Annotated in this window: 14 protein-coding genes; 8 read left to right on the plus strand and 6 right to left on the minus strand. The window is 65.3% G+C overall.

What is annotated here, in order from left to right; all coding sequences use genetic code 11:
- Nucleotides 1-88 precede the first annotated feature (88 nt).
- Together CO675_RS03505 and CO675_RS03510 are read right to left on the minus strand one after the other, a co-directional pair.
- Nucleotides 89-538 carry a MaoC family dehydratase gene (locus CO675_RS03505; RefSeq protein WP_097670591.1) on the minus strand — a complete coding sequence of 150 codons (450 nt, stop codon included), beginning with the start codon at nt 536-538 and terminating at the stop codon, nt 89-91.
- A gap of 12 nt (nt 539-550) precedes the next feature.
- The gene (locus CO675_RS03510; protein ID WP_097670592.1) at nt 551-1042 is read right to left on the minus strand and encodes a MaoC family dehydratase; all 492 of its coding nucleotides are present in this window, start codon (nt 1040-1042) and stop codon (nt 551-553) included.
- Nucleotides 1043-1212: 170 nt separating this feature from the next.
- On the opposite strand from CO675_RS03510, the gene CO675_RS03515 reads away from it, so the two are divergent.
- The 3 genes from CO675_RS03515 to CO675_RS03525 all read left to right on the plus strand — a co-directional run bounded on the left by CO675_RS03515 (nt 1213) and on the right by CO675_RS03525 (nt 4170).
- Entirely contained in the window at nt 1213-1983 is a 771-nt protein-coding gene (locus CO675_RS03515; protein WP_097670593.1) for an IclR family transcriptional regulator domain-containing protein, read from the plus strand.
- A gap of 118 nt (nt 1984-2101) precedes the next feature.
- Nucleotides 2102-3439, plus strand: coding sequence for an amidohydrolase (locus tag CO675_RS03520; protein ID WP_097670594.1), 1338 nt, complete (start codon nt 2102-2104; stop codon nt 3437-3439).
- 104 nt (nt 3440-3543) lie between these two features.
- Nucleotides 3544-4170, plus strand: a complete 627-nt coding sequence (locus tag CO675_RS03525; protein WP_143278863.1) for a pyridoxamine 5'-phosphate oxidase family protein — start codon at nt 3544-3546, stop codon at nt 4168-4170.
- Between the two features lie 110 nt (nt 4171-4280).
- Here CO675_RS03525 and CO675_RS03530 read toward each other — a convergent pair whose 3' ends face one another.
- Nucleotides 4281-4706 carry a hypothetical protein gene (locus CO675_RS03530; protein ID WP_097670905.1) on the minus strand — a complete coding sequence of 142 codons (426 nt, stop codon included), beginning with the start codon at nt 4704-4706 and terminating at the stop codon, nt 4281-4283.
- A gap of 278 nt (nt 4707-4984) precedes the next feature.
- On the opposite strand from CO675_RS03530, the gene CO675_RS03535 reads away from it, so the two are divergent.
- The gene (locus CO675_RS03535; RefSeq protein WP_097670596.1) at nt 4985-6157 is read left to right on the plus strand and encodes a M20 aminoacylase family protein; all 1173 of its coding nucleotides are present in this window, start codon (nt 4985-4987) and stop codon (nt 6155-6157) included.
- 124 nt (nt 6158-6281) lie between these two features.
- Here the strand turns inward: CO675_RS03535 and CO675_RS03540 are convergent, their stop codons facing one another.
- Complete coding sequence (locus CO675_RS03540) at nt 6282-7463, minus strand: cytochrome P450 (protein ID WP_097670597.1); 1182 nt, start codon at nt 7461-7463, stop codon at nt 6282-6284.
- Between the two features lie 139 nt (nt 7464-7602).
- Here CO675_RS03540 and CO675_RS03545 point away from each other — a divergent pair, with 139 nt between their 5' ends.
- Nucleotides 7603-8505: a LysR family transcriptional regulator gene (locus CO675_RS03545; protein ID WP_245452611.1), complete on the plus strand. Its 903-nt coding sequence runs from the start codon at nt 7603-7605 to the stop codon at nt 8503-8505.
- Between the two features lie 78 nt (nt 8506-8583).
- Here the strand turns inward: CO675_RS03545 and CO675_RS03550 are convergent, their stop codons facing one another.
- The gene (locus tag CO675_RS03550; RefSeq protein WP_097670599.1) at nt 8584-10206 is read right to left on the minus strand and encodes an inorganic phosphate transporter; all 1623 of its coding nucleotides are present in this window, start codon (nt 10204-10206) and stop codon (nt 8584-8586) included.
- Nucleotides 10207-10813: 607 nt separating this feature from the next.
- The gene (locus tag CO675_RS03555) at nt 10814-12247 is read right to left on the minus strand and encodes a UdgX family uracil-DNA binding protein (protein ID WP_097670600.1); all 1434 of its coding nucleotides are present in this window, start codon (nt 12245-12247) and stop codon (nt 10814-10816) included.
- A 256-nt stretch (nt 12248-12503) separates the two neighbouring features.
- Here CO675_RS03555 and CO675_RS03560 point away from each other — a divergent pair, with 256 nt between their 5' ends.
- The 3 genes from CO675_RS03560 to CO675_RS03570 are packed head-to-tail and all read left to right on the plus strand — an operon-like array spanning nt 12504 to nt 18464.
- A complete protein-coding gene (locus CO675_RS03560) occupies nt 12504-13298 on the plus strand; it encodes an ImuA family protein (protein WP_097670601.1) in 795 nt (264 codons plus the stop codon).
- Nucleotides 13189-15018: a Y-family DNA polymerase gene (locus CO675_RS03565; protein ID WP_502693355.1), complete on the plus strand. Its 1830-nt coding sequence runs from the start codon at nt 13189-13191 to the stop codon at nt 15016-15018. Before CO675_RS03560 ends, CO675_RS03565 begins: the two co-directional genes overlap by 110 nt.
- Nucleotides 15015-18464: an error-prone DNA polymerase gene (locus tag CO675_RS03570; RefSeq protein WP_097670603.1), complete on the plus strand. Its 3450-nt coding sequence runs from the start codon at nt 15015-15017 to the stop codon at nt 18462-18464. The genes CO675_RS03565 and CO675_RS03570 overlap by 4 nt, the downstream gene beginning before the upstream one ends.
- The last annotated feature ends 17 nt before the right edge of the window (nt 18465-18481 follow it).

Here is an 18481-nt window from a genome sequence, read left to right on the forward strand (position 1 = left end):
GGAACGCATCTGATGATGCGTTCCGGCCTCTCCCCGCACGCGGGGCGAGGCGAAGGAGAGCCTGCGCTCTTGGCTTCGGCTCGTGTGGCTAGCCCGCCTTCGCGGTGGGAAACTCCAGCATGGCTTCGCCGGCCGCGACCGTCTCGCCGCGCTGGTTCTGCACGGCGACATCGACCAGCACCCAGCGCGACTTCGCGGTGGTCTGCTTGGCCTTGATGGTGCCGGCGGGGCGAATGGTGTCGCCGGGCTTCACCGGCTTCAGCCAGCGCGTCTCCAGCCTGCGGTGGATCGCGCCGGCGGGAAGCGCCCAGTCGGTCAGCATGCGCGAGATCAGGCCGAAATTGTTCATGCCATGCATGATGATGCCGCCGAAATTGGTCTTGCCGAAATCGCCCTTCATGTAGTTGTCGTCGAGATGCAGCGGGTTGTAGTCGAGCGACGCATCGCAGAACAGGCGGATCGATTCGCGCGAGACCGCGAAGGCGGGGCCGTCGATGGTGTCGCCGGCCTTGAGAGCATCGAAATTCGCTGTGGTCATCGTGATGCTCCCTTACATCGGACGGATGGTCTGGCCGCGACCCGAGCAGATCACGTCGCCATGCTGGTTGAAGAAGACGTTGTCGTGCACCACGAACAGCCGCTCGCGCTTGATGAACTTGTCGAGCGCGCGGGCCTGCAGGGTGATGGTGTCGCCGGGGCGGGCGGGGATGTTGTAGCTCCAGGACTGTCCGGCATTGACGGTGCCGGGCGAGCGCATCCAGTCGTCGGCCGGCGTGCAGGCGAACATCAAGAGGATGTGGATCGCGGGCGGCGCGATCAGTCCGCCATAGGGGCCGGCCTTCGCGGCCGCCTCATCCAGATAGAGCGGATTGGTCTCGCCGACCGCACGGCAGTACAGCGCGATCGCGTCCTGCGTGAGCAGGTAGGGCAGCGTGTTGCGCGGCGCGCCGGGGACGATGTCGTCCCACACCTTGCGCAGCTTCGCATCCTTCCAGAAATCGGTTTCGAACGGGGTGGCCGCAGAACTTTCTGCTTGCACCATCGAGGATCCTCCTGCTATTCAGTTCGCCAGGCGAACAGTTCATTCGCTGTGTGAATTGACGCTAGCGCGGTCGGGAGCCCCTGACAAGCGGCGCAGCGCCGCGTCATGTGCAGGCAGCCATGCGGGCTGCGACGTGACGAGCAACGCGACGGCTGCAGCAGAACGGTGCGATGAGCAAAGAGAGTGACGGCTTCGTGCGCGCGATCGCGCGCGGTTTCTCGATCATCGAGGCGCTCGGCAAGCCGCCGGGCCGGCATACGCTGGCAGAGGCCGCCGACACTGCCGATCTCAACCGCGCCACCGCCCGCCGCATCCTCGCGACCCTGGTGGCGTTGAAATACTGCGCCTCGGATGGGCGCTATTTCAGCTTGCGGCCGCGCGCGCTCGGGCTCGGCCTGTCCTATCTCAATGCATTGCCTTATTGGGCGCATGCGCAGCGCGCGCTGGAGAATTTGCGCAACGAGATCGGCGAGTCCTGCGCGATGGCGGTGCTCGACGAAGACGAGATCGTCTATGCGCTGCGTCTGCCGGCGCGGCGGATCCTGTCGGCCAATCTCGGCGTCGGCAGCCGGCTGCCCGCGCATCTGGTGTCGCTCGGCCGCGTCATGCTCGCGGCGCTGCCGCCCGGCACCCGCGAGGCCTATCTTGCGACCGGCGGCTTCAAGCAGATCACGCCGCGCACCGTGACCGATCCAGAGCGTCTCGGCGAACTGCTCGCGCGGGTCGAGAGCGACGGCTACGCCTGGGTCGATGGCGAGCTTGATCCTGCGATCTGCGGCATCGCGGTGCCCTTGCGCGATCCGGCCGGTGCGGTGGTCGCGGCACTCAGCGTCAACACGATCTCGGGGACGGTCAGCGAGGCCGGCGCGCGCAAGAAGTTTCTGCTGCCGCTGCGCCGCACCGCACAGGAGATCCGCAGCCAGATGCTCACTTCGGGCTAGGACCGCACACGCTCTCGATCAGTCATTGTTTCCCGTCAGCGCGCCTGCTTAAATCGCGCAGCAGGGCCCGGCCTGGCGTTCGGGGGGCAGTATCCGGGTTTCGGTTGGAGCGATTGCCATGAACAGGATTGTTCTCACGCTGCTTGCGTCCGCCGCGCTCTGCGCTTCACTGCCGCACCGCGCCAATGCTGAACTCGATGTCGCCGCGCTGAAGGGCGCCATCGAGAAATCGGTCGAGGCGGACTATCCAAAACTCGACGCGCTCTACAAGGATATTCACGCCCACCCCGAGATCGCCTTTCAGGAGGAGAAGACCGCAGCCAAGCTCGCTGCCGAAATGCGGGCGTTGGGCTTCGAGGTGACGGAGCACGTCGGCAAGACCGGGCTGGTCGCGATCTACAGGAACGGCGAGGGCCCCACCATCATGGTGCGCACCGAGCTCGATGCGCTGCCGATGGAAGAGAAGACCGGACTTCCCTATGCCAGCCACGACAAGACCACATGGCAGGGACGGGAAACCTTCGTCGCTCACAGCTGCGGCCACGACATCCACATGGCGAGCTGGGTGGGGACGGCCAAGACGCTGGTCGGCCTCAAAGGCCAATGGCACGGCACGCTGATGTTCATCGCCCAGCCGGCTGAAGAGATCGTGTCGGGCGCCAAGGCGATGCTGGCGGACGGTCTGTTCACGAGATTTCCAAAGCCGAATTTCGGCTTCGCCCTGCACGACGGCCCGTTCGCCTACGGAACGGTGCGCTATCGCGTCGGGATCGGCTCATCTGCCGCCGATGGCCTCTACATCAAATTTCATGGTCGCGGCGGACACGGAGCGGTGCCACAGGCGACGATCGATCCCGTGATGATGGCCGCGCGCTTTGTCGTCGATGTTCAGAGCGTGATCAGCCGCGAAAAGGACCCGACCGAATTCGGCGTGGTCAGCATCGGCGCAATTCACGGCGGCACCGCCTCAAACATCATTCCAGATGATGTGGTGCTGCTCGGCACCATTCGCACCTTCAAGCCCGAAGTGCGCGCCAAGATGCTTGCAGGCATCGAGCGGACGGCAAAGGCGGTCGCCGCCATGTCGAATGCGCCGGAGCCTGAGATCAACCTGGCCGAAGGGACTAAAGCCGTGATGAACGATCCGGACGTGGTCGGCACCGCGGAAAAGGTGCTGAAGGCGGCGTTTGGCGACAAGTTCGCAACCTCGCCGCCGGGCACGCCCAGCGAGGATTATTCGGAATTCGTCAGCGCCGGAGTGCCGTCGATGTTCTTCAACATCGGTATCTATGAGCCGGAGCGCGTCGCCGCAGCCCGAGCGGGCAACGGCCCGCCATTACCGAGCAATCACTCGCCGCTGTTCGCGCCAGTGCCGGAGCCCACCATCAAGACCGGTGTCGAGGCCATGACGCTGGCCGTGCTGAGCGCGTTCGATCGGCAGGCGAAGGGAAACTAGCCGTCTGTGGCCGGGCAGGCCCAGAAAATTCGCTGCCGCGCTGCCGAACAATCCGGCCGTGCCAAGACTCGCAGATAGCTTGATCAACTTGTTGGAGAAGTCCCGTGGCAGACCCGGTGCGCGCCCCTTTCTACCACGACGGAATGCGCGAGTTGCAGGACCGCTTCGACGGCCGTCGCGTCGCCGACGGTCTCGAAAAGCATCGCCTGCACTTCGAATTCTGGGACCAGGAGCGCAAGCTGATCGAGGAGACGCGATTCTTTTTCATTGCGACGAGCTATCAGGACAGCGTCGATTGTTCGATGCGATGTGGCGATCCCGGCTTCGTGAAGATCACCGGGCCCGACACGCTTGAATACCCCGAATATGACGGCAACAACATGTACCGCACGCTCGGCAACATTCACCGCAACCCGAACGTCGGGTTGCTGTTTGTACGCCTCGACGGCAAGACGTTTCGCGCGCGCATCCGAGGCAAGGCAACGATCGACGACAGCGCGGAAACGCTTGCCCGCCACCATGGTGCGAAGGTTGTGGTGCGCGTCAAATGCGAGATTTTTCCGAATTGCCCGCGCTACATTCCGGACCTGATGGGCGCGTCAGCGGATGTCCCGGCGAATCCGTTCGTTCCTCGGCCCGGCTACGCGCCGCCCGCACCGGAATGGAAGAGCCGGGATTACCTCAAGGACGTGCTTTCGAAATACGACCCGCATCGGAAAGGTGAGGCATAGCGGGCCCTTCCGCCGTGACGCGAACGGATTGTTTGGCGCCGCGCTTCGAGGGCAGAGGATGTGGCTTCAGGTACCTGAAGCGGATATGGGATCGGCGGCGCAAAATCCGGTCACGGCAGCGGCGCCATATAGGGAATGCTGCCGACCAGCGCGAACACCTGCACCGCATTGCACAGCATGCCGCCCCAATGCAGCTGGCGCAGCCGCCGCACGGCGGTCGGATCACCTGAGTCTCGCGCGTCGGCCTCGGCGTCGAGCCGCCGCAGGAACCATCGGCGCGCCAGCACCGCGAACGCCGCGATCAAGGCGATGCCAAGCGCGGCAGCCGGCCGGCCCGACGCGGCAAAGGCGAGCGTCCCGATCACGCCCGAGACCGTCAGCACCAGGAAGTAGGCATTGAACATCCCGCGCAGCAGGCGGGTGACGGGCGGAATGTCGAGCTTCACGAGCAGGAACGCGGGCGCCGCGAGCAGGAAGTAGCCCATCGGCACCAGCAGGATGATGGTGGAGAACAAGACCGCTTGATCCGGCGTCATGCAGCCGCGCCCTTCTTTGAGGAGGATTTCGGTGCGCAAACCTCAGATAGTATCCGCATGAGATATCCCCGGCACTATTAGGCTTTGGTCGGATGACGATCCCGTCAGGCCAGGCATTGGCAAACGGACGCTCGGCCATTCGACCCTACGTCCCCGGAGCATTCGGCATCCCATTTGCGAATGCAGGGCCTGGGCCGGAGGCATGCCACATCTGTTGGGTGGACCGCCTCTTGCATGCTAGAGAAGACTTACGTCCAACCTCTGAGGCCAGAATTCTCATGCCCATCGTCAACCGCGTCGCCGATCTGCAACCCGATATCCAGGCCTGGCGCCGCAACATCCATGAACACCCCGAACTGCTCTACGACGTGCACCGCACTGCATCATTCGTGGCGGACCGGCTGCGGGAATTCGGCTGCGACGAGGTCGTGACCGGGCTCGGCAAGACCGGTGTGGTCGGGGTCATCAAGGGCAAGAAGGGCGCGGCCAAGGGCGAGGTCAAGGTGATCGGCCTGCGCGCCGACATGGATGCACTGCCGATCCACGAGGAAACCAACCTGCCTTACGCCTCGAAGACGCCGGGCAAGATGCACGCCTGCGGCCATGACGGCCACACCGCGATGCTGCTCGGCGCGGCGCGCTACCTCGCCGAGACGCGCAATTTCGCCGGCGATGCGGTCGTGATCTTCCAGCCGGCCGAGGAGGGTGGCGCTGGGGCTGCCGCCATGATCAAGGACGGCCTGATGGACCGCTTCGGCGTCCAGCAGGTTTATGGCATGCACAATGGTCCTGGGATTCCGATCGGCTCGTTCGCGATCCGCTCCGGCCCGATCATGGCGTCCACCGACGAGGTCAATATCAACATCGAAGGGCTCGGCGGCCACGCCGCGCGGCCGCATAAATGCATCGATTCGGTGATGGTCGGCGCGCAACTGATCACCGCGCTGCAGTCGATCGTGTCGCGCAGCGTCGATCCGCTCGATTCCGCCGTGATCTCGATCTGCGAATTCCACGCCGGCAATGCCCGTAACGTGATTCCGCAGACCGCGGTCCTGCGCGGCACCGTCCGCACCCTGACCCCGGAGGTCCGGCAACTGATCGAGAAGCGCATCGGCGAAGTGGTCAAGGGCGTGGCCCAACTGACCGGCGCGCGGATCGATCTCGACTACAAGCGCGGCTATCCCGTCACCGTCAACCACGCCTCGCAGACCGAATTCGCGACCCGCATCGCCAAGGAAGTCGCCGGCGACGGCAACGTGCATGCGATGCCGCCGCTGATGGGCGGCGAGGATTTTTCGTACATGCTGGAAGCGCGGCCCGGCGCCTTCATCTTCTGCGGCAACGGCGACAGCGCCGGCCTGCATCACCCCGCCTACAATTTCAACGACGAGGCGATCGTGTTCGGGACGTCGTACTTCGTGAAGATCGTGGAGGACGCGCTGGCGGCGTAAGGCTCGCTGTCTGCGGCGCGCTGTCAACCGTCATGGCGAGGGGCGAAGCGACGAAGCAATCCATGGCTCAGCGAATCGGGCGATGGATTGCTTCGCGTCGCTCGCAATGACGAAATAGACTACTTCACGCATCCCATCGCACCGGCAGCGTCACCGGTCCGCGGAACACCCAGCCGCGGACGACAGGCGGCGCCGCCGCGCGGAGGCGCAAATTGCGCAAGCGCGCGAACAGCATCGGCACCACGATCTTGCCGACCGTGAGCCGCGACACCCAGGTGCCGGCGCAGAAATGCGGTCCGGCGCCGAACGCCAGATGCGATTGCTTCGGCCGCGTCACGTCGAATCGATCGGGCTCGGCGAAGCGATTGCCGTCGCGGTTGGCCGCGCCGACGCAGAGCCCGATCTGAAGGCCCTCGGGCAGCGCGATGCCGGAAAGATCGACATCGCGGGTGACGCGCCGCGGATACATGCCGATCGGCGAGATCCAGCGCACCGCTTCCTCGAGCGCGGCGGGCCATAGCTCCGGCTTCGCCAACACGCTGTCCTTCTGCGCCGGGTCTTGCAGCAGACCGAGCACGAGGGTCAGGATCGCATCGCGCGGCTCATTCAGTCCGCCGCCGATGATCACCTTGATGTTGGCGCGGATGTCCTCGATCGGCATCGGCGGATCGGCATTGACCATCGAGGACAGGATCGAGGGGGTGGGGTGGCGGCGGTGGTCGTCGAGCACCGCGTCGATCGCGGCGTCGACATCAGCGCTGGCCTGCATCGCCTTGCGCTCGATTTCGGAATCGGCGGCGTAATTGCCGGCGCCGTCGATCAGCGCCTGCGACCAGTCGGCCAGCGTCTGCCACGGCATCGCGCGAAAGCCGATCATCGCCATCAGGCTGAGCGAGGCCATTGGCGCGGCGAGCGCGCAGAACAGATCAGCTTCACCAGCCGCCGAGAGATCATCGATCAGCGCTTGCGCGATCGCGGTGAATTTCGGCGCCCAATACTCCTTGATCGTGGCCGGGCGGAACGAGGGCTCGATCGTCTTGCGGCCGATCGCGTGCTCGGTGCCGTCCTTGCGCATGAAGGTCGGCCCCATCACCTTGTTGACCAGCGAAGTCGGATTGTCGGCCGAGTAGGTCGCCGGATCGCGCTCGATCCGCGTGATGTCGTCGAAGCGCGTCACCAGCGTCAGCTTGGCGGCCTCGACGAACACCGCCGGCGCCAGCTCGCGCAGGCGGCTGAAGATCGGATAGGGGTCGTCGAGCAGATCCTGATACGCGATGTCAGTGACGACAGGCACGGTGCTGGTCATTGGTCCTCCCGGGGCGCTTTTTGCAAAACCTAGCGCCGGGGGGCGCAATCGTTCAATTCGATGAGATCGATATAGACCATCGAAATATTGCATGACCTTGTGGTAGGCTGGCCGCCGGCAAGGCGGGAGGTGCAACCTGGTGGCCAATTCCTCGATCGATCCGATCGACATCGGGACCTTGCGGACGCTGGTGCTGGTCTACGATTTGCAGTCGTTCTCGGCGGCCGCCAGGCGGCTCGACGTCAACCAGTCCACCATCAGCTACGCGGTCGAGCGGCTGCGCGGTGCGCTCGGCGATCCGCTGTTCGTCCGCAACGGCAATGGCGTGACGGCGACCGAACGCTGCGCGGCGCTGGTCGCCTGGGCGCGGGACATGATCGGCGAGATCGACGGGCTCGCCTCACCGGTCGAATTCGATCCGGCGACGGCGCAGGGCAGCGTGACGATCTCCTGCAACTATCATGAACGGCAGACCCTGATGCCGCAGTTCAGTGCGCGGCTGCGTGCCGGCGCACCAGGAGTCCGTCTCGTCTTGCTCGACGCCGCGGGCCATGGCGACGTCCATCTCAAGCAGAACCAGTGCGACATCGTGCTCGGTCCGGTCGGGGTCGTCGGCGAAAGCTTCTTTCGGCGCCATGTCCTCACCGATCACTATGTCTGCGTGATGGACTCGGCCAATCCGCTGGCGCGCGGCAGGATCGGATTGTCGGCCTATGCGAAGGCCGAGCATGTCTTCATCACCCACAGCGGCGAGTGGCAGCCGCTCTATCTCGAGGCGCTCAAGGCGCGGGAGATCGAGATCGAGCCGGCGGTCAGCCTGCCGAACCACGACAGTCTGGAGCGCATTGTCGCCGGCACGAGGCTGATTGCGACCATCCCGCATCATCTGGCGCGGGCGATGCGCGGCGGCCTGCACGTCGCGGCGCTGCCGTTCCGTGTGCCGATCTCGATCGACATGTACTGGAGCGCCCGGACGGCCAAATCCGGCCTGCACAAATGGGCGCGCGGGCTGCTGGCCGAGATCGCGAAAGTGTACGCCTGACACTCCGTTAAAAGAAAAGGCCCGCACGTGAGGTGCGGGCCTTTATCCGGCGCGTTGCCGCGCCGAAAGCATGCGGCATCAGAACACGTGGTAGAACACGTAGTACAGACAGCCCGAGATGATCATCGCGGCCGGCAGGGTCAGCACCCAGGCCATCGCGATGTTGCGGATCGTCGACCATTGCAGGCCGGAGCCGTTGGCGGCCATGGTGCCTGCGATGCCTGACGACAGCACATGCGTGGTCGAAACCGGCAGGCCGTAGCCGTCGGCCGCCGCGATCGTCGCGGCCGCCGTGATCTCGGCGCAGGCGCCCTGCGCGTAGGTCAGGTGGGTCTTGCCGATCTTCTCGCCGACCGTGACGACGATCCGCTTCCAGCCGACCATGGTGCCGAGGCCGAGCGCGATGGCGACGGCGAACTTCACCCAGCTCGGGATGAACTTGGTCGCGCCGTCGAGCGAGCCCTTATACTCGGTCAGCGTGGCGACGTCGGCCGCAGTCAGTTCGGCCTCCTTGTCTTTCATCAGGAAGCGGATCGCCTCGGACGCCAGGTACATGTCGTTACGGGTGTTGCCGACCGCGTCAGCCGGGAACTTGGCCAGCGAACCATACTGGGCAACCTGCTGGCCGATGTCGCGCACCAGCACCGCGAGCGACGGATAGGTGCCTTCGTTGATCTGGTGCTGCGCGACATAGTTGGTCACGGCCGGGCGCGGATTGCCGATCACGTTGTAGCCGGCGGCCTTGCCTTCGATGACCTTGCTGGCCGCGATCGAGTGCGCGGCGAACTGCTCGATCTGGTTCGCGGGCAGCGCGCGGTTCAGCGCATAGGCGGTCGGCACGGTGCCGATCAGGATCAGCATGATCAGGCCCATGCCCTTCTGACCGTCGTTCGAGCCGTGGAAGAAGCTGACCAGCGTGCAGGTCAGGATCAGGATGCCCCGGATCCACCACGGCGGCGGCTGGTTGCCGACCGGCTCGCCGAACAGCGCCGGCGTCGCACGCGCCAGCACGGCCTTGAGGATGTAGAGCAGACCGGCGGCGAGCACGAAGCCGAACAGCGGCGACAACAGCAGCGCCTTGGCGATATTGCCCGCCTGCGACCAGTCCACGCCCGAGGTGCCGTCGCGGCCGCGCAGCAGCGCGTTGGTGATGCCGACGCCCATGATCGAGCCGATCAGGGTGTGCGAGCTCGAGGCCGGCAGGCCGAGCCACCAGGTGCCGAGATTCCAGATGATCGCGGCGATCAGGAGCGCGAACACCATTGCGAAGCCGGCGCTGGAGCCGACCTGCAGGATCAGTTCGACCGGCAGCAGCGACACGATGCCGAACGCGACGGCGCCGCTCGAGAGCAGCACGCCGATCAGGTTGAACATGCCCGACCAGACCACGGCGACATGCGCCGGCAGCGAGCGGGTGTAGATCACGGTCGCGACCGCGTTGGCGGTGTCGTGGAAACCGTTGACGAATTCGAAGCCGAGCGCGATCAGCAGCGCGACGAACAGCAGGATATAAGGCAGAAACGACGTGATGCGGGTGCCGGTGGCGTCGACGTCTGCATAGATGCTGTAGGCAACAAACAGCAGCGCGGCCGCGACCACGCCCAAATAGATAACGCCGGTCAGAGGATGAAAGCCCTTGTCGAGGTCCGGACCCTTTTTCAGGGCGGGCTCGATCGAGCCGGGTAACGCCATATCGCTCATGGTAAACTCCTGTCCCAATGCCTCCGATTTTGATCGATGCATATGACAGGCAATTGAAATCCGCCCTGTGAAATGAGGTGGCCATCCATGACGGTGGACATCGCGCCGAATTGTTGTGCAACACATTGAAGGTCCACGAGCCTTCTCGGCCTGGTGGCAATCTTCAGCAACAGGCGATCCCGATCACGCAGTGATCGTGACTGAAGTCACCGTTCGGGTTTCGCGGAGCGAGACATGTGAAAGGCGAGGACGCCGGCGGCGAGAGGTCGGGCCCGCGAGGCCAGGTCACCGGCAATCCACCTCACCAGGAATCCCGGTGACACAGGAATTTAGATAACCAGAAATCCAGCGTGTGCTGCGGACGAGTGAGGAGGCGAGGATCGTGAGGAGGGAGGATTGCGAGACGAGGTGGCGCGCCGCACGATTGGGGCTAGCAAACCGCGCAGCGCGCCCGCCTCAGGGTACGCCATGGCGTGAACATGACGCCCGATACCTGCGGAACACGTCACCGTACCACGGATCAATTAAAGGTTGTAGGTTTTTGTCCGCGCCCACAAGCAATTTCACGTTGAAGTGTGGTTCCCAGGTTCCGCCGGTTTGGCGCAACTCAGGCCGCGCGGGCCGAATTGCGCAGCTGATCTGCGGCAATTTTCAGGTCGTCGATAAAACGCTGATATTCCAGCGCTTTGGCTTTCTCGTCGGGCAGCCTCAACAGGTAGGACGGGTGCACGGTGACGAGCACCTTGGTTCCGTCGTGATCGATCAGGCGGCCGCGGTTCTTGTTGATCGGGGTGATCTTGCCGAGCACGCTCTGCGCTGCGGTGGCGCCGAGCGCCACCACGAGTTCCGGCCTGATGGCGGCGAGCTCGCGCGCGTACCACTGACGGCAGGCGCGGATCTCCGGCGTGCCCGGCTTCTGGTGCAGCCGGATCTTGCCGCGCGGCACGAATTTGAAGTGCTTCACCGCGTTGGTGATGTAGACCGTGGCGCGCGCGATGCCGGCGTCCTCAAGCGCGCGATCGAGCATCTGTCCGGCCGGTCCGACAAAGGGATGGCCTGTGAGATCTTCCTTGTCGCCGGGCTGCTCGCCGACCAGCATCAGCGTCGCGCCTTGTGGTCCTTCGCCGAACACGGTCTGGGTGGCGTCCTTCCATAGCGGGCAGGCGCGGCAGTCGGCGGCCTCGTCGCGCAAGGCAGCGATCGTGTCGCGAGCTTGCATGTCGTGAGTTTGCTTGCGGGCCATCGGCTCATCCTGCGGCTTCCGCGGCTCGGTCATCTTGCGTGCGATGAAGGGGCCGCTGGTCATGCGCATGGCGTCTTCGATCAGCGGCTTAATGATCGAGTCCTCGGGCAGGTTCCTCCAATAGGCTTGCGGCATCTCCATCACTTTCAGCCGCGCGGGATTGAAGAGGCCGTTGTCATGACGCCGCCAGACCTCCTCGAGCCGATCCTCGCTCGGCACCTCGGATCTGGCAATGCCCGGCGAGATCGAGATCGCGTGCCCGTCCCAATGCGCGCAGACGTCGGGGGTCAGGATCGACCACGGCATGTCGGCAAAGCGGCCAGCGAAGAAAGGTGCGGCGAACTCGACGATGCGATGCTCAGGCTCGAACCAGGCGACGTAATGCGCCGTCCGTTCGCGGCCGATCTCGCGGAAGCGGAGCTGCGCGTGCATCCTGTCGATATCGCCATAGACCGCGCGCGCCATCGCGTGGACCTCGGCGACGTCGGGATCACCAGTCGCGCTGAGCAGATCGTGATGGCCGCGCAGCCGCCACAGCAGGCGATAGAGCAGGGCGAAGCGCGTGTCATTGCGATGCAGGATCGCGGTCTTCGCGAGCTCGACGAATATGGCTGTCACGTTGAACCGCGCCTGCGGCACGTCGGGCAAGTCATTCACGCAGGATGCGGGCGGCAGTTCGTCGTCGCGGCGGACGGTCCATGTGACCTCGGCAGGCTTCACGTCATTGATCGCCAATCGCCGCGCAGCCTTGCGCCAGCCCTCGAAATCGGTGTCGTTGTCGAGCACGATGATACGCATGCGATTGCTCCGTTTCCGTCACGCCGCCATTTTCGGGGCCGGCGCGCCTGACTTGCGGAAGATCAGGGTCCATCCGGTTCGGTGGTTGCTGAATCCCTTTGATTCCACTCATGAATCGACGACCTCACCAATCCGATTGACTCCGCGGGCCCTGTTAGCTTTATATTAGAACATATCATGAACAAATGAGCCAGTCCCTGGTTCTCTGTTCTGGTCAGTGACGGCCTCAAATTTTGGTTGGGAAGGAGCGGCGCATATGAACGGCGCACGCACGGGTACGCTTGCGTCTCTGCGCGGCAGCATCGCGCGCATCGAGGCGCCATCGGAGGCGGCGATGCCGAACCGCATCGCGCTTGGACACACCAGCGCGGACGCGATGCTGCGCGGCGGGCTTGCACCGGCCGCGCTGCACGAGGTGTTCGCGGCCGGCCATCAAGGCGGCGCGGCGACCGGCTTCATCGCGGGGCTCGCCGGACGGATATCAGCGCGCAAGCCGCTGGTCTGGGTGCGGCAGGATTTTTCCGATCGCGAAAACGGTGCGCTGTCGATGTGCGGGCTTGCCGAGCTCGGCCTCGATCCGCGCCTCTTGGTCACCGTGCGTGCCGCCGATGTCGACAGCGGCCTGCGCACCGCGGCCGACGCGCTCGCCTGCGATGCGCTCGGCGCTGTCGTGCTCGAGATCTGGGGCCATGCGCGCCAGCTCGATCTCGTCGCCAGCCGCAAATTGACCTTGGCCGCGCAAGCCTCCGGCGTCACCGCGCTGCTGCTGCGGATCGCGGCGACTCCGATCCCCTCGACCGCGGAGACGCGCTGGATCGTGCGCGCGGCGCATTCGCCGCCGGGCAATGCGGCCAGCGGCTGGGGCGCGCCGCGCTTCGAGGCCGAACTCGTGCGCAATCGTCATGGCCCGGTCGGGCGATGGATCATGGAATGGAAGTGTCATGAGTGCCAATTCAGTGAACCGTCGGCGTATCCTCAGCCTGTGGCTGCCGCGCCTGCCCATCGACCGCATCAAGCGCAAGCTCGCGCAGGACATCGCCTCGCAAGCTGATGCGCATGCCGTTGTGCCAACCGACACACGGGCGGTGGTCGGGCTCCCTCTCCCGCTTGCGGGGTCCGAGGCGAGCGAAGCTCGCTCTCGAGGTTGGGGTGGGGGTCTCGCCACGAGTCCCGCTGAGGAGAGAGCCCCCACCCGGATCGCATCTCGCGATGCGATCCGGCCTAAGAGCGAGCTTCGCTCGTCTCGGCCCCCGCAAGCGGGAGAAGCGAAGAAAGAGCTCTCACGAGAACTCCCCAGCGTCGTGGTCGCAAAAGACCACAACGCGATCCTGCTGCATGCCGTCGACGAGGCGGCGGTGCGGGCCGGGTTGTCGATCGGGCTGCCGCTCGCCAATGCGCGGGCGATCTGCCCGGAGCTGACGGTCTACGACGCCGACCCCGCGGCCGACCTGAAGACGCTGAACGACATCGCCGACTGGTGCGACCGCTTCACGCCGCTGGTCGCGCTCGATCCGCCTTACGGCCTGTTCCTCGACATCACCGGCTGCGCGCATCTGTTCGGCGGCGAGCGCGCGCTGCTGCAGATCGTCATCAATGCGCTGAGCCGGCGCGGCTTCGCCGTCAGTGCGGCGATTGCGGGCACCTCGATCGCGGCGCGCACGCTGACGCGCACTGCCTCGGGGCAGATCATCGCCGATGGCGCGGAAGCGGAGGCGGTCGGCCCGCTGCCGGTGTCGGCGCTCGGCGCCGATCCTGCCGTCACCACCGGCCTGCGCCGCGCCGGGTTGAAGACCGTCGGCGATGTCGCCTCGCGCGCGCCGCATGAGATCTCGGCGCGGTTCGGCTCGGCCTTCACCACCTTGCTCGGCCACGCGCTCGGGCAGGGCGATGCCCCGATCAGCCCGCGCAAGCCGCTGCCCGATTACATCGTCGAGAAGCGTTTCCCCGAGCCGATCGCGACCGACACCGTGATCGCTCTGACGCTCTCGAGCCTCGCCAAGACGCTGGTTGCGGCGATGGACAAGCAGGGCAAAGGCGCGCGGCAGCTGGAAGCGAGCTTCTTCCGCACCGACGGCGCGGTGCGCGCGATCATGGTCGAGACCGGGCGGCCGGTGACGCGGCCGGAGATGATCGACCGCCTGTTCCGCGAGCGGCTCGATGCGCTCAATGATCCGCTCGATCCCGGCTTCGGCTTCGATCTCATCCGCCTCGCCGCCGGGCGTACCGAGATCGTGGTGCAGCAGCAGCGCGACCTCGACAGCACAGTGCACGACAATGACGAGATATCGGCGCTGATCGACCGCATTGCCGCCCGCATCGGGGGCAAACGCGTCGTCGTGCATCTGCCGCTCGAGAGCCACATCCCCGAACGATCAGCGCTCGCGCTGCCGGCGCAGTATCATCTGACTGCTGCCAGCGCCGCTGCCTGGCCGGAGCGCGTCGCCGGCGAGCCACCGCTGCGGCCCTTGCGGCTGTTCGAGCGGCCCGAGCCGATCAAGGTGCCGTTCGCGAGTGTGCCCGACGGTCCGCCGCACCAGTTCACCTGGCGGCGCGCCTTGCACGCGGTGGTGCGGGTCGAGGGCCCCGAGCGCATCGCGATGGAATGGTGGAAGCAGGACGGCGCCGCACTGACGCGCGACTACTTCCGCGTCGAGGACGCCGAGGGCCAGCGCTTCTGGATCTTTCGCGACGGCCTCTACGAGAGCGAGCTGCGCGACGAGGAGGGCCGGCCGCTCCCGGCCAACTGGTATGTGCACGGGCTGTTCGCATGACGACACCCAGGCCAACATATGCCGAGATCGGCATCACCAGCAATTTCTCCTTCCTGCGCGGCGGCTCCGATCCGCGCGCCTATGTGCATCAGGCGAGCGAACTCGGGATTCCCGTGATCGGGCTTGCCGATCACAACACGCTGGCCGGCGTGGTGCGCGCCTGGAAGGAACTCGACAGCGACAAGGTCGCCCATCCGCCAAAACTACTGATCGGCGCCCGCATCGTCTTCATCGACGGCACGCCCGACATCCTGGTCTATCCGCGCGACCGTGCCGCTTATGGCCGGTTGTGCCAGCTGCTCACCCGCGGCAAGCGCGGCGGCGGCATCGAGCGGATTGAGAAGGGCGACTGCCGTCTTAGCTTGTCCGATCTCGTCGATTTCGCCGAAGGCCAGCTGCTGGTGCTGGCGCTGCCGCATCGTTTCGAAGCGGAGAAAGCGTTCGATCTGCTCGCGCAACTGAAAGCCAGCGCCGCCGACGGCGTCTGGCTTGCCGCAAGCCTGCTCTATCGCGGCGACGACAGGCGCCGCCTGGCGCGGTTGCATGGCCTCGCCGCTGACGCCGGTGTGCCGCTGCTCGCCACCAACGAGGTGCTCTATCACCATCCCGCGCGCCGCCCGTTGCAGGACGTGCTGACCTGCATCCGCGAAAAGACCACGATCGAGGCTGTCGGCCGCAGGCTCGAGGCCAATGCCGAGCGGCATCTCAAGCCGGCGCATGAGATGGCGAGGCTGTTCCGCGATCTGCCGGATGCGATCGCGGAGACCATGCGCTTCGCCGAACGCATCTCGTTCTCGCTCGATCAGCTCAAATACCAGTATCCGGATGAACCGGTGCCGCCGGGCAAGACCGCGCAGCAGCATCTGGAGGATTTGACCTGGGCCGGCGTCGACAAATATTTCGGCGGCGAGATCGACGAAAAACTTCGCGCCACCCTGAACAAGGAACTCGCGCTGATCGCCGAGCTGAAATACGCGCATTACTTCCTCACCGTGCACGACATCGTCCATTATGCGCGCAGCCAGAACATCCTGTGCCAGGGCCGGGGCTCGGCGGCCAATTCCGCGGTCTGCTACGTGCTCGGCGTCACCTCGGTCGATCCGACCAAGGTCGATCTGTTGTTCGAGCGCTTCATCTCCAAGGAGCGGCTGGAGCCGCCCGACATCGACGTCGATTTCGAGCATTCGCGGCGCGAGGAGGTGATGCAATATGTCTATCGCCGCTACGGCCGGCACCGCGCGGCGATCATTGCCACCATCATCCATTATCGCCCGCGCAGCGCGATCCGCGATGTCGGCAAGGCGCTCGGGCTGACCGAGGACGTCACCGCGGCGCTCGCCGATACCGTGTGGGGCAGCTGGGGCAAGGGCCTCAACGACATGCAGGTGCGACAGGCCGGGCTCGATCCCAAAAATGCGATGATCAACCTCGCGGTCGAACTCGCCACCGAGCTGATCGAGTTTCCGCGCCATCTCTCGCAGCATGTCGGCGGCTATGTGCTGACCCAGGACCGGCTCGATACCTATGTGCCGATCGGCAATGCCGCGATGGACGACCGCACCTTCATCGAATGGGACAAGGACGATGTCGACGCGCTGAGCATGATGAAGGTCGACGTGCTGGCGCTGGGCATGCTGACCTGCATCCGCAAATGCTTCGACCTGATCGATGACCACAAAGGCAAGCGCTGGGAGCTCGCCTCGGTCCCGCAGGACGAAAAGGAAGTCTACGACATGCTGTGCCGCGGCGAGTCGCTCGGCGTGTTCCAGGTCGAGAGCCGCGCCCAGATGAACATGCTGCCGCGCTTGAAGCCACGCACCTTCTACGACCTCGTCATCGAGGTCGCGATCGTCCGCCCCGGCCCGATCCAGGGCGACATGGTGCATCCCTATCTCAGGCGCCGGAACGGCCAGGAAAAGGTCAGCTATCCATCGCCGGCGCCGGACCAGGGCGACAAGGACGAGCTCTACAACGTGCTGCACAAGACGCTCGGCGTGCCGCTGTTTCAGGAGCAGGCGATGCGGATCGCGATCGAGGCGGCGCATTTCACCTCGGAGGAGGCCAACGGCCTGCGCCGTTCGATGGCGACCTTCCGCAACGTCGGCACCATCGGCAGCTATGAAGAGAAGCTGGTCGGCAACATGGTGGCGCGCGGCTACGATCCGGATTTCGCCCGCAGCTGCTTCGACCAGATCAAGGGTTTTGGCAGTTACGGCTTCCCGGAAAGCCATGCCGCGAGCTTTGCCCAGCTCGTCTACATCTCCTCATGGCTGAAGCACCATCATCCCGACGCGTTCTGCTGCGGCCTGCTCAACTCGCAGCCGATGGGCTTCTATGCCCCTGCGCAGATCGTCGGCGACGCCCGCAACAACGGCGTCACGGTGCGCGAGGTCGATGTCTCCTTCAGCTTTGCGCAGAACACGCTGGAGGAGAAGGTCGGCGATCATTGCGCGGTGCGGCTCGGCTTCCGCCAGATCGACGGCTTTCACTGGCTGGATGAGGACGAGGAGCGGCTGAAAGCTCTCCAGTCGTCATTCCGGAGCGCGCCTTTTGGCGCGAGCCCGGAATCCATAACCACCAACGTGAGTATGGATTCCGGGCTCTCGCTTCGCGAGCCCCGGAATGACGGAGTGGACTGGGCCGACCGCATCGTCGCCGCGCGCAACCGCAGGCCCTTCACCTCGCTGGAAGACTTCGCCCGCGACACCGCTCTCCCCAAGCGTGCGCTGATCCTGCTCGCCGACGCCGATGCGTTCCGCTCGCTCGGGCTCGATCGCCGCGAAGCGCTATGGGCGGTGCGGCGGCTGCCTGACGATGTGCCGCTGCCGCTGTTCGAGGCCGCCATCGCGCGCGAGCAGCCGGATGAGGGCGCAAAACCGTTGCCGGAAATGCCGCGCCCCGAACAAGTGGTCGCCGACTATCAGACCATCCGCCTGTCGCTGAAGGGCCATCCGATGGAATTCTTGCGCGAGATGTTCACCAGAGAGCGCGTCGTCGCCTGCCATACCATCAACCGCAGCAACGACCGCCGCCGCGTCAGTTGCGCCGGCGTCGTGCTGGTGCGGCAGCGGCCGGGCAGCGCCAAGGGCGTCGTGTTCATGACGCTGGAGGACGAGACCGGCATCGCCAACATCGTGGTGTGGCCGAAGGTGATGGAGCAGTATCGGAAAGAAGTGATGGGTGCGCGCCTGATCCTGGTCGAAGGTTATATCCAGAGCAGCCCCGAGGGCGTGACGCATCTGGTGGCGCAGCGCATGACCGACCGCTCCCACGATCTGATCGGCCTCGCCAACGAATCCCCTCTCGGCAAGCACCCCGTGCCGGCGGGCCCGGCGCTGATCGAGCCACTCAACGACATCAGCCGCGATCACGGCGACAACTCGCCGCAAAGGATCCGCCACCCCCGCAACGTCCGCATCCTGCCGCCGTCACGGGATTTTCATTAGTCGTCGCGCGATGACGG

The sequence above is a fragment of the Bradyrhizobium sp. C9 genome (assembly GCF_002532045.1).
Classification (GTDB): Bacteria; Pseudomonadota; Alphaproteobacteria; order Rhizobiales; family Xanthobacteraceae; genus Bradyrhizobium.